8 protein-coding genes are annotated in these 12,451 nt (G+C 60.7%); 5 read left to right on the plus strand and 3 right to left on the minus strand.

The genetic code is table 11. From position 1 onward, the window contains the following. Positions 1-8: 8 nt before the first annotated feature. Genes ABLE94_RS04645 through ABLE94_RS04655 form a run of 3 tightly spaced genes read left to right on the plus strand, consistent with a single transcriptional unit; the run spans position 9 to position 6,368 of the window. Complete coding sequence (locus ABLE94_RS04645; protein WP_348808148.1) at positions 9-1,988, plus strand: type I restriction-modification system subunit M; 1,980 nt, start codon at positions 9-11, stop codon at positions 1,986-1,988. Continuing rightward, positions 1,985-3,214, plus strand: coding sequence for a restriction endonuclease subunit S (locus tag ABLE94_RS04650; protein ID WP_348808149.1), 1,230 nt, complete (start codon positions 1,985-1,987; stop codon positions 3,212-3,214). Before ABLE94_RS04645 ends, ABLE94_RS04650 begins: the two co-directional genes overlap by 4 nt. A 1-nt stretch (position 3,215) precedes the next feature. Next, positions 3,216-6,368 (plus strand): type I restriction endonuclease subunit R, encoded by a 3,153-nt coding sequence (locus tag ABLE94_RS04655; RefSeq protein ID WP_348808150.1) that lies wholly within the window; start codon positions 3,216-3,218, stop codon positions 6,366-6,368. Here the strand turns inward: ABLE94_RS04655 and ABLE94_RS04660 are convergent. From ABLE94_RS04660 to ABLE94_RS04670, 3 genes are all read right to left on the minus strand, one after another. Continuing rightward, positions 6,359-7,339, minus strand: a complete 981-nt coding sequence (locus tag ABLE94_RS04660; RefSeq protein ID WP_348808151.1) for a GTP pyrophosphokinase — start codon at positions 7,337-7,339, stop codon at positions 6,359-6,361. The two genes, ABLE94_RS04655 and ABLE94_RS04660, sit on opposite strands and share 10 nt — an antisense overlap. 128 nt (positions 7,340-7,467) lie before the next feature. Then, positions 7,468-8,970 (minus strand): RelA/SpoT-related domain-containing protein, encoded by a 1,503-nt coding sequence (locus tag ABLE94_RS04665; RefSeq protein ID WP_348808152.1) that lies wholly within the window; start codon positions 8,968-8,970, stop codon positions 7,468-7,470. 68 nt (positions 8,971-9,038) lie between these two features. Then, a complete protein-coding gene (locus ABLE94_RS04670; protein ID WP_348808264.1) occupies positions 9,039-10,769 on the minus strand; it encodes a proline--tRNA ligase in 1,731 nt (576 codons plus the stop codon). An 82-nt stretch (positions 10,770-10,851) separates the two neighbouring features. Here ABLE94_RS04670 and yaaA point away from each other — a divergent pair, with 82 nt between their 5' ends. After that, on the plus strand, positions 10,852-11,592 hold the full coding sequence (gene yaaA / locus ABLE94_RS04675) for a peroxide stress protein YaaA (protein ID WP_348808153.1): 741 nt from the start codon (positions 10,852-10,854) through the stop codon (positions 11,590-11,592). A gap of 58 nt (positions 11,593-11,650) precedes the next feature. Further along, positions 11,651-12,430 carry a hypothetical protein gene (locus ABLE94_RS04680; RefSeq protein ID WP_348808154.1) on the plus strand — a complete coding sequence of 260 codons (780 nt, stop codon included), beginning with the start codon at positions 11,651-11,653 and terminating at the stop codon, positions 12,428-12,430. Positions 12,431-12,451: the final 21 nt, after the last annotated feature.

A 12,451-nucleotide genomic window follows, 5' to 3' on the forward strand; every position in this document is an offset into this window, starting at 1 on the left:
ACCTACCTGTGAGCACCACCAACGCCGGCCTGATCTGGAGCATCGCCGAGAAGCTTCGCGGGCCATTTCAGCCAAATCAGTACGGCGATGTCATCCTGCCGTTCGCGATCCTGCGCCGACTCGATTGCATCCTCGAGCCGACCAAGCACGATGTGCTCGCGGAGTTCAACAAGCTCGCAAAGACCAAGGTCGACCCGGACATCGTCCTCAAGTCCAAGTTCAAGCTGCCGTTCTACAACACCTCACGGTGGGACTTCCAGGCGCTGCCCAGCGATACAGACGGCATCGCCGCCAATCTCATTGAGTACCTCAACTTGTTCTCCCCGAACGTCCGTGACGTCTTCGAGGGCTTCGGGATGTACGACCTGATCGAGCGGTTGAGCAAGTCCGACCGCCTTTATCTGATCGTCAAGGAATTCGCTGGGGTCGACCTGCACCCCAAGGTGGTCAACGGCTACCAGATGGGTCTGATCTTCGAAGAACTCATCCGCAAGTTCGCCGAATCCAACAACGCCGCCGCAGGGGACCATTTCACCCCACGCGAGGTCATCACCCTCATGGTCGACATGCTTTTCGCGACCGCCGATGACGCGTTGACCAAGCCCGGTACCGTCCGCACCATCTACGACCCAGCCGCCGGCACCGGAGGGATGCTGTCGACGGCATATGATCATCTGCTCGAGATGAATCACAAAGCGCGGCCAGTACTGTACGGACAGGAGGTCAACGCGCGCTCGTACGCGATGTGCAAGTCCGACATGATCATCAAAGGCCAGGATGTCGACAACATCTACCTCGGCGATACCCTCACGGATGACCACTTTCGGGGCCGCCACTTCGACTACCTGCTGTCCAATCCCCCATTCGGCGTGGATTGGACGTCTCAGCGGAGCTTAGTCAACGCAGAACGCCAGGCCCAAGGGTCCGCTGGCCGATTCGGTCCCGGGCTCCCCCGCGTTTCGGACGGGTCACTCCTGTTCCTGATGCATCTGATCTCCAAGATGGTTCCTGTCGAACCGAACGGTCACGGCGGCTCGCGACTTGCGATCGTCCTCAACGGATCGCCCCTCTTTACCGGCGGGGCGGGATCGGGAGAGTCGAACATCCGCCAGTGGATCTTCGAAAACGACCTTCTCGACGCAATCGTCGCACTGCCGACCGATATGTTTTACAACACCGGCATCTCCACCTACATCTGGATCCTCGACAACAACAAACCCGCCGAACGCCGAGGAACCGTCCAGCTCATCAACGCCGTGGACATGTTCGGCAAGATGCGCAAATCGCTTGGGTCAAAGCGGAAGCTCCTCCAGGACGACGACATCGCGCGGATCGTGCAACTCTACTTCGATCATATCGACGACCCGGGCTCCGACGATGTTGCGTCTCTATCCAAGGTGTTTGCCAACGACGACTTCGGCTACCGCACCATCACCGTCGAGCGACCGTTGCAACTCGCCTTCCGCATCGACGACGCGAAGATTGACGCAGTGCTCACCATCAAAGCGATCACGAAACTCCGCAACGACGAGCAGGAAGCGATCCGTAAAGCACTGTCCTACTTGTCGGACTGGGAATGGGCCAACCGCGACGCCTTCACCAGCGAGCTCAAGGAAGCCTTGCGCGACAACGGCTTCGCCAGACCCGGAGCATCGATCCTCAAAGCGATCTGGTCGACGATCGGCGAACACTCCGACGCCGCCGACGTCATCACCGACCGCCACGGCAACCCCGAAGCCGACCCCTCCCTCCGCGATACCGAGAACGTGCCACTCGCCGAGGACGTCGACGAGTACTTCGAACGCGAAGTCCTGCCCCATGTTCCGGATGCTTGGATCGACCACGACAAGACCAAAGTCGGCTACGAGATTCCCTTCACTCGCCACTTCTACCGCTACATCGCACCCCGACCCCTCGAAGAGATCCAGAAAGACCTCCGTCAACTGGTCGGGGAGATCCAGGAGATGTTGAAGGAGGTCGGAGCATGACATCTCATGCGGCATTGTCCGGTTCGCATGCTCAGATCTTTAGGCACAACCCCGCTGGATGGTCAATCACGAGATGCAGCAGGGTCATAAGATTCGCCATGGGTGAAACGATCCTCCGCGAACAACTCGTCGATGGGGGTAGTTGGCCCGTCTACTCTGCGACAGAGTCAACCGTCTTCCTTGGGCACATCGACGATCCTCGTGTGAGGCTTCAGCGGGGTGATTTAGTAATACCCGCTCGCGGAAACTCAATTGGCCACGTCAAGCTCGTTGATCGACCAGCCACCACGAGTCAGACGACGATCTACGGGAAGGTGATCGACCGTAGCGCAGTCGATCCGAAGTTTGTTTTCTACTACTTGAGTGGGTTGCGAAAGGATCTATTCAGGTACACGCAGACAGCGATTCCGCAGATCACAGTGGCCGAGGTCGGTGCAAATCCTTTTCCGTTGATCGATCGGCGCCTTCAGACTCGGATTGTCGACTTCCTTGACCGCGAGACGGCGAAGATCGATACGCTGATCGCCAAGCAGGAGCAGTTGATCGCGACACTCCAGGAAGATCGCATCGCCACCATCATCGACGCGGTGACGCGTGGAGTAAGTCGGGGTACGAAGGGTTTACCTGAAAAGTGGACGATGACCCAATTGAAGTGGGTGGGTCGACTGGTGACTGGGAAGACACCCAGTACGGCCGATCCGCGCAATTTCTCTGACTCCGTAGGACGTCCATGGTTCCGCCCAGAAGACTACGATCCGGCAGGACGAGAGTCACAGGCGAGTATGTTCATAAGCAATCTCGGGCAGAGGGGGATTCCAGTTCTAACGGGTGAATCCGTGCACGTAGTGTCAATCGGTGCCACACTTGGAAAGATCGGATACGTACGCGGTAGTTGCTCCACAAACCAGCAGGTCACCGCTGTTGAGAATCCTCCGAACGCAAAATTCTTATACTACGCGTTGGTTGCTCAGCGCCAGAATATTTGGGCAGCTTCGATGGGAAATACACTCCCGATTATCAGCGCGGGCCGGCTCGGGGCTCTGAGATTTCCTTGGCCACCTGTGGACGAACAGACATACCTCGTCGCGCAACTCGACGAACGGACTGACGAATTCGATCACGTCATTGAGAAGACCCGACAGGCCATAACCATTCTTCGTGAGTACCGCTCCGCCGTTATCACAAATTCGGTGACCGGCAAACTCGATGTGCGAGAGATGGTCTGATATGCCCCAGCACCATGAGGTCGTTCTCGAGGACGAGATCTGCGAGTACCTCGCCGACCATGGGTCGCTCTACTCGTCGAGCGATGCCGGCTACGACAAATCGCTGGCACTGTTCCCGGAGGACGTGTTCGGCTGGCTGGCAGATACCCAGCCGGATGAGCTGGCCAAGCGGGTCAGGCCTGAACTGACCGGAACGGCGCGCGCGGAAGCCGAGCGCAAGGTTCTGGCCGCGCTGGCCAAACGACTTGACGCGGATCTCAAGGCCGGCGGTGGCACACTAAATGTGTTACGCCACGGGTTCAAGGACCTCAACGCCAAGTTCTCGATGTGTCAGTTCAAGCCGAACACCACTCTCAACGAGACCACCGCGAAACGCTATGCCGCCGTGCGCCTCCGGGTGATGCGGCAGGTGCATTATTCGTCGCGGAACTCCAACGCGATCGACCTGGTGCTGTTTGTCAACGGGATTCCGGTGGCGACCGTGGAGTTGAAGACCGATTTCACACAGAACATCATCGATGCGGTGCGTCAGTACAAAAAGGACCGTCTACCAAAGGGCGAGCCGCTGTTGGGGTTCGGCCGCCGCGCGGTGGTGCACTTCGCTGTTTCGAACACCGAAGTGCAGATGGCCACGAAACTGGCCGGCGATGACACCTTCTTCCTGCCATTCAATCGCGGAGACCAAGGTCATGCCGGTAATCCGTTCAATCCTGACGGCTCAGCGACGTCCTATCTCTGGGAACAGATCTGGGACCGCGACAACTGGTTGGACATCCTCGGGCGGTTCATGCACCTTCAGATCAACGAGACCTTTGACCATTCGACCGAGCGGATTGCCCGTGGCGCACGGACGAAGCGCCGCACCGAGAGGATGTTGTTCCCCCGGTTTCACCAGTGGGATGCCGTCACCAAGCTGATCGCTTCTGCGAAAACTGAAGGGCCTGGTCACAAGTACCTGATCCAGCATTCGGCAGGATCCGGGAAGACGAACTCGATTTCATGGCTGACACACCGCCTGTCGGTGTTGCATGACGATGAGAACAAGCCTGTGTTCGATGCGGTCCTCGTGATCACCGATCGCACGGTGCTGGATTCGCAGTTGCAGGAGGCGATTCGTCAGGTCGATGACACGCCGGGAATGGTGGCGCATATCGACTCATTGGGAGGCTCGAAGTCCAGCAAGCTGGCGGGTGCACTGGAGTCGGGAACCAGGATCATCATCGTCACGATCCAAACTTTCCCGTACGCCCTCGATCTGATCCGAACCGGCCAAGGGCTGGCGGGCAAATCGTTCGCGGTCATCGCCGACGAAGCCCACTCCTCTCAGGCCGGTGAGGCATCGAAGCAACTGAAGAAGGCCCTGACAGCTACCGAGCTGGACGATGTCGCCGATGGCGGAAGTGTCGATGTCGAAGACATTCTCGCCGCGGAGATGGCCAATCGCGCTGCTGCCGGCAATATCTCATTCTTCGCATTCACCGCAACGCCAAAGGCGAAGACTCTCGAGCTGTTTGGGCGCCGACCATCATCCGATGCACCCCCGGTGCCGTTTCATGTGTACTCGATGCAGCAGGCAATCGAGGAGGGCTTCATCCTTGACGTGCTGCAGAACTACACGCCGTACATGACGGCATTCCGGCTGTCGCACAACGGCCACAGCTACAGCACGGCAGATACGGACTCCGGCGGAACCGTGGCGGTGGACTCCGACCCCGGTGCGGATTCACGGCTTGTGGACAAGCGTGAGGCGATCAAGTCGGTGATGAACTGGGTACGGCTGCATCCGACGAACATTGCGCAGAAGGTGCAGATCATCGTCGAACATTTCCGGTCCAACGTGGCCTGGCGCCTGGATGGCCGGGCCAAGGCGATGGTGGTGACCAGTTCACGTCTGGCCGCTGTGCGCTATAAGCGCGCCTTTGACAAGTACGTAGCAGAACGCGGATACACCAATGTCGCGGCACTGGTGGCATTCTCGGGCGAGATCACCGACGACGAATACGCGCTGGAGAAGGTCACCGAACGATCCAAGGAGATGAACCCTGGCCTCAAGGGCCGCGACCTGCGGGAAGCCTTCGCCACGGACGAATACCAGGTGATGTTGGTCGCCAACAAGTTTCAGACCGGATTCGACCAGCCACTACTCGTGGCCATGTACGTCGACAAGAAGCTCGCCGGAGTGCAAGCAGTACAGACATTGTCGCGACTCAATCGTACCGCACCGGGCAAGGACCAGACCTTCATCATCGACTTCGCCAACAGCGCCGACGACATGGTCGACGCATTCGAACCATTCTTCAAGACCACGACGCTGGCCGACGTCACCGATCCCAACATCGTGCACGCCACCATGGCCAAACTCGACGCGGCGGGGATCTACCGGTGGTCCGATGTAGAAGGGTTGGCCAAGGACTTTGTTGACAACAACGGAAACTCCGCCTTGAGCAAGTGGGTGATGCCGGCCCAGCACGTCTTTCGGGATCGGGAACGCAACGCCCACGATCGAGGTGACACCGCAGCACTCGATGAATTGACCATGTTCCGTAAAGATGTCGGAACGTTCATCCGCCAGTATGACTTTTTGTCACAGCTCTTCAACTACGAAGATGTTGCGCTAGAACAACTGTCAATCTATCTGCGCCACCTCGCGCCGGTTATCCGGCCGGAGAATCTGCAGCGCGCGGTCGACTTGTCGGAGGTTGACTTCGACTACTTGAAGCATACGAGGCAGGTGACCACGGGCCGTAAGCTCACCGGCGATGCCCCACTCGCGCAGGCAGGGGTCGGCGGCGGTAGCGGTACGATACGTCCGCGCGATCTGGTGGAACTCGATGAAGTCATCGCCACCGTCAACGACCTGTTCGATGGAAGCCACTCCAACGCTGACGTACGCAGCGTCGTCACCCATCTGCGAGACAAAATGATGGAGAGCGAGAACCTGCAAACCCAGGCTCACAACAACTCTCAAGATCAGTTTGAAGCCAGTCCCGACATCGACATCGAGTTCAACGATGCGGTGATCGAAGCGATGGAAGCTCATAGCGATCTGTCTACCCAGATTCTCAGCAACTCCGTGATCAGAGACAAACTTGTTGCGGAACTGGCGCCGATAATCTATCGGAAACTCAACAGCGAGAACGCATCTCAGGAATAGCGAGGAACCGCAAGGGAGACAGGCTCGAACAATGTACTCCCATTCTCCTCGATCGCAGTGGCCTGCAGTCGCTGTTTGAGTGTCAGGTGATCGTCGACGCTGATATATTCACCGGCGGTCACCTTGCCCGTCGCCACCAGAAAATCGCGGAGTGACGCAGCTCGGATCAAACCCTTGTTTCCCGATCGGTCTACGGCGAGCGCGTAGCGAGGATCGATGTGCACCACGGTGACAACGACGGTTGATGCCGCTGGGTCGATCGTCGTGCGTTCAACGTCGACGCCAGAAGTTGAGGTATCCCCGCCGTCTGCCGCCACCTGCAACGCCAATGCCGATGCCCACTTGTCGACGACAGCCAACAGTTCCGACATCGTCGACGCCATATTTTGATAGAAGGGCCTCGGTTCCTTCCCGCCATATTTGTAGAAGCTCTCGTGCGTGAGACTGCTCCAGGCATCCTGCAGACGCGTCTTCACTTGAATCTCCACACGCATACCGCCATGCGTGGACGTATCGAGTCCAACGACAACCACTGCATGGTAGGCGCGGTATCCTGATTCCTTCGGAGCCGCCATGTAATCGACTACGTCAATTTCCGACTGATCTCCGTGCACCTTCGAAGAAAACTGTATGTCGCCGTCCTCCGCGCATGCGGTATGCAGTTTTGAGATGAATGCAAAGGCATCATCGGTGGTATTGCAGGTAATTTTGACCCCAAGCCAGTCACTGATCGACTCCTCGACCTCAGCTGGCGCACCAAAAGACCGATCCGGGAACTTTCGCCGGATTTTCTCTATCGCGCGGTCTTGCTGCTTCTTCCTCGTCGAGGATGTATAGACATAGTCCGCCCCTGTGGGGTTCGCCGATCGCATCGTCCGCTTGACGATTTCCGTCGCCAACTCCAGCGTTTCGGTCCAGCTATCATCTCGGTCGGCGTATAGGTCGGCTACCAACTCGGAAAGATCGGCCATGGTGGCGACGATAGCGACCATCCACCGGAGCCCGCGTTATTCTCCCGCCAGTTTCATTTGTCCAGACTACAGGGCAAGACCAATATAGAGCGAATTGAACTCGCGTCGCGGAGGGCTGCGACTTCCGATCATGTGCCGATCGAGTCACCACCGCGCGTGACGTCAATTTCCTCGTCGGTCAGTCGTCGCCATCGCACGATCAACTCCCGAATACACGAATCAATCCACTCGCGATTCATATTAGAATTTACATTAACGCTTCCATGGGATGTCTCGACAACTACATAACGACCGCGAAATTGCTCATCCGGATCGTCTGATACTACCGCGTCAATGTTTGCCGAATTGAGTTCGCCTCGTTCAATTACCAGATTGACGAGTGCACGAAGCGTCGCCGCGCCGGTCAATTCTGTTGTGGGTGCATCCTCAGGGCCATCGATGCGATAGATGCTTCGCTTTCCGCGGAGACGTCGCAGCCTCAGCTCAAAGACCGGACCGCGGACGTGATCACGGGCAGCGGTTTGGAGATAGCGATCCTTGACCAAGGCAAGCATGTCGTCATCAAAACGGCGAATACGACTGGGAGCAGATTGATAATCCATCAACGAGGTGACGCGTTCACTGTCCTCGGCGCACAAATCCAAAATTGTGCGGAGATCATCCACCGAGCGAATCCGCTCAAACCCGAACCGCTCACCATCCAGGTGTAACGCCCCGATCCGCCCGAGAGCCGCGCTGATTTCATCGTGAGTGTCGTCATCGAACTCCGGGTAGTGTTCTTCCAACACTGCGTAGAACTCGTCGGCATTCAACTCGAACTCGGTGGTATTTGACTCGTGCGGGCGAACGCAAACCGAGTCGGGTTCGGCATCGCTGACTTCCGCCGACGACTGAGGTTCGACGGGAGCGATCACGCCGGTCGCCGGTTTGATAATCGCATTTATCCGATCGAACGCTAGATCGAGTGCCTCACGGTGACCGGCGGCCTGGAAAAATAGTAGGTCTACCCGCTTCTTCGCAGACTTGTCGTCGAGTGCAGCGTACATGTTGCCGGTGGCCTTGTACTTCACGTCGTGGCTGTACGCCGCCCACGCGTGCCCCGCGACAGTTCGGACCTGGATCTCCGCGCGCCGACCGGCCAAGTAATCGCGCAAGTGCTTAAACCGCTGCGCATGAGCGTCGTCTGCAAATCCATTGATCACCACATGGACGCTGTCATAGCCATCGTGGTTGTGATCGCCGGGATTATGGGGTTCGCGCGCAATATCGAACCGGGCCCTAATCTGTTTGACGAAGTCCTTCACATCCGACTGCGTGAACAGAATGACCCTGGCGCCAACGCAGTCCTCGATTTCGGCAGCAGGATCTGAGTACTTGGGCCGCTGTACGCCGGTCTGATCGTCTTTCACCGTTCTTTTCGCCTTGTCTTGAAACGAGCGTATCGATTTCGCCCGCGAAGACACCTCGAATAAACTCATGCTCACGTCGGCAAGAACGTCGAACATGACGCGGTTCAAGTCGTCGGACGCCAGCTGAATGTTGTCGAAGTTGCGCGCATAGTTCCAGAGGTACGTGGGTACTGCCTCGTCGTCAGTGTCGTCACCCTTCGGGCCCGGATTCTCAGTAGTCATCGTCTCCCCGACATTCACAGCGTGAGTGAAAGAGTGTCAGTCGTTGGCACAGGCCATTCAGCGCGGACTCAGCCGCGAACCGCCGCCGTGATCGCCTCGACCGCGCCGTCGACGGGAACCTCGGTGCTCTCGCCGGTGAACCGGTCACGCACCTCGACGACTCCGTTGGCGTAGCCGCGCCCGACGACGACAACCGTTGGTACACCGAGCAATTCGGCGTCCTTGAACTTCACGCCGGGTGAGGCCTTGCGGTCGTCGAGGAGGACCTCCAGACCGGCGGCGTCGAGGTCGGCGGCCAGGGTGTTGGCGCCGTCGATCGCGCCCTGGTCCTTGTTGGCGATCACCAGGTGCACGGCGTACGGCGACACCGCACGCGGCCAGCGCAGACCCTTGTCGTCGTGGTTCTGCTCGGCGAGCACCGCCACCAGCCGCGACACCCCGACGCCGTAGGAGCCCATCGTCAGCCGTACCGGCTTACCGCTCTCGCCGAGGACGTCGACCTCGAAGGCGTCGGTGTACTTCTGACCGAGCTGGAAGATGTGACCGATCTCGATGCCCTTGGCACTGACCAAGGGGCCCTTGCCATCCGGTGAGGCGTCACCGTCGCGGACCTCGGCGGCCTCGATGGTGCCGTCGGCGACGAAGTCGCGTCCGGCCACCAGGCCGACGACATGCTTGTTGGGTGCGTCGGCGCCGGTGATCCACGACGAGCCGTCACCGATCCGCGGGTCGACGAGATAGCGAACCCCGTTGTCCTGCAGACCCTTCGGCCCGATGTATCCCTTGGTGAGGAACGGGTTGGCGGCGAAGTCGGCCTCGGTGAGCAACTCCACCTCGGCCGGCTCCAGGGACGCCTCGAGACGTTTGAAATCGACCTCGCGGTCACCGGGCACACCGACGCCCAGCAACTCCCAATCCTTGCCCGGCTCACGGACTTTCACCAGGATGTTCTTGAGTGTGTCGGCGGCGGTGTAGGTGCCGTCGAGGGTGTCGTTGGCCCACGCCACCAGGGTGTCGATGGTCGGGGTGTCCGGGGTGTCGTGCACGACGGCGGCGGGTGCGTCGTCGAACGGAATCGGCTCCGCCGCAGGGGTGATCACGGCCTCGACGTTGGCGGCGTAACCCGACTCGATGCACCGGACGAAGGTGTCCTCACCGACCTCGCTCTCGGCGAGGAACTCCTCGGAGGCGCTGCCGCCCATGGCTCCCGAGGTGGCGGCGACGATCACGTACCGCACGCCGAGGCGCGCGAAGATCTTCTGGTACGCCTCCCGGTGGGCCTGGTAGCTGAGCTTGAGCCCGTCGTCGTCGAGATCGAAGGAGTAGGAGTCCTTCATGACGAATTCACGGCCACGCAGGATGCCGGCGCGGGGGCGTTCCTCGTCGCGGTACTTGGTCTGGATCTGATACAGCACCACCGGCAGATCCTTGTACGAGGAGTACTCCCCCTTGACCAGCTGGGCGAACAGTTCCTCGTGGGTGGGCCCGAGCAGCATGTCGGCGCCCTTGCGGTCCTTCAGCCGGAACAGCGCCGGACCGTATTCGGTCCAGCGGCCGGTCTCCTCGTACGGATCGCGCGGCAGCAGCGCGGGCAACAGGATCTCCTGGGCGCCGATGGCGTTCATCTCGTCGCGCACGACCTGCTCGACGGCCTTGAGGACCTTGAGGCCCAACGGCAACCAGCTGTACACGCCGGGCGCTGCGCGTCGCACGTATCCGGCGCGGACGAGCAGTTTGTGGCTGGGAACCTCGGCGTCGGCGGGGTCGTCACGCAGGGTTCGCAGGAACAGGGTCGACATGCGGGTGATCACGGGAGCAGAGTCTAGTCGGGTGCTGCGACCGCGTTGTCGCGCCCGTCGGCACCGCCGATACAGTGTGGCGGTGCTCGTCATCCTCCCCCCTTCGGAAACCAAGTCCGACGGCGGTTCCGGCGCCCCGCTCGACCTCGACGCGCTGTCCTTCACCGAGCTGAACCCGACCCGTGAGCGCATCGCCGACGCGATCGTCGACCTCGCCGCCGACCTCGATGCCAGCCAGAGGGCACTCGGCCTCGGCAAGACCCAACTCGCCGAGGTCGACCGCAACGCCGACCTGTGGCTCTCCCCCACCCGCCCGGCCATCGAGCGCTACACCGGCGTGCTCTACGACGCCCTCGATCACCGCTCGCTGACGAAGGCGGGCAAGAACAAGGCCGCCGAGCGTCTCGCCATCGGCTCGGCGCTGTTCGGCGTGGTTCGGGCCACCGACCCGATCCCGGCCTATCGCCTCTCCGGCGGATCGAAACTCCCCGGGCTGCCGACCCTCACCGCACTGTGGAAACCGGACCTGTCGGCGGCACTCGACGCGGTCGACGATTTCGTCGTGGATCTGCGCTCGGGTATCTATCAGCAGCTCGGCCCGGTGTCGGGGGCGGTGACCGCCACCGTGGTCACCGAGGCCGCCGACGGCACCCGCAAGGTGGTCAGCCACTTCAACAAGCATTACAAGGGACTGATGGCGCGCGAACTCGTGCGAACCCGCCGCACCGTGCGCGACATCAACGGACTCGCGTCGGTTCTCGGTGACGCCGGTCAGCGGGTGGAAATCGCGCGCGGTGATGAGATCGTCGTGATCACCGACTGACCGTGAGTCGGGACCCGAACCGATGTCCAGAAGACGCCATTAACTATGGTGAATCGCAATGTCTGAACCGTTGTTCGTCGTCAACCTCGATCCGCGCACCCACGATCTGCGTGACCAGCCGTTCGATCCGTCAGCGCTCGAGGCGTTCGCCGCGCGGCGGCTGACGGACCGCCCCACCGACCGGTCAGCGGAATCCAGTGGCCGCACGCTGGTCGATGCGCCGTGGATCCGGCTGGACCTCGCCCCCGACACCGCGACCTTCGCCGTCACACCCGGGCCGGCGGAGGCCGCCGTCGTCCACGACGTGCTCTCGACTGTGGGAGGCACCGCCCTCGGTGCCGGGATCGGTGTGAACATCACGTGCGACCGGGCCTGGCTGGGTGCCGACCGGGGGCCGACCGACACCGCGCTGATCGTCGTGCGCAGCGAGGCGGAGGTTGCCGAGTGCCTCGTCCTCGACGGTGTGCATCCCGAGATCTACGACGGCCCGCGCGCCGCTGTACGCACCCTGCCCACCTTCGGTTCCGAGGCCCACGTCGCCAGGGCGCTCGGCGATCGGGTGTCGATCACGCTCGATGACGAGGGTGTCCTATTGACCGGAGTGTGGTTCGACCCGCCGATGCGGTTGCGGGACGACGGAACCCTCGTCGACGAAGCCCCGCCGGCGACGATCACCATGCGGTGGGGTGCCGCGACGACGGTGTTGGACGTCGGGCTGCGCTATGCGGCACGCGGTTGGACCCTGCAGGCGGCGGCGAGCCATCTGCGCGTCTGGGGGCACGGTGCGCATCTGATGGTCACCGGCCCACGTCAGGCCGTCCTGTCCGAGCCGGACTGAGGGCGGGGCTCCACGGCCGGT

The sequence above is a fragment of the Gordonia sp. VNK1 genome (genome assembly GCF_040049135.1).
Taxonomy (GTDB): Bacteria; Actinomycetota; Actinomycetes; order Mycobacteriales; family Mycobacteriaceae; genus Gordonia; species Gordonia oleivorans.

Excerpts from the sequence above, each read along its gene's own strand:
- ABLE94_RS04670 (WP_348808264.1), bottom strand. The coding sequence starts at position 10,769 with ATGTCGACCCTGTTCCTGCGAACCCTGCGTGACGACCCCGCCGACGCC.
- ABLE94_RS04660 (WP_348808151.1), bottom strand. The coding sequence starts at position 7,339 with ATGGCCGATCTTTCCGAGTTGGTAGCCGACCTATACGCCGACCGAGAT.
- ABLE94_RS04650 (WP_348808149.1), top strand. The coding sequence starts at position 1,985 with ATGACATCTCATGCGGCATTGTCCGGTTCGCATGCTCAGATCTTTAGG.
- ABLE94_RS04680 (WP_348808154.1), top strand. The coding sequence starts at position 11,651 with ATGTCTGAACCGTTGTTCGTCGTCAACCTCGATCCGCGCACCCACGAT.
- ABLE94_RS04655 (WP_348808150.1), top strand. The coding sequence starts at position 3,216 with ATGCCCCAGCACCATGAGGTCGTTCTCGAGGACGAGATCTGCGAGTAC.
- ABLE94_RS04665 (WP_348808152.1), bottom strand. The coding sequence starts at position 8,970 with ATGACTACTGAGAATCCGGGCCCGAAGGGTGACGACACTGACGACGAG.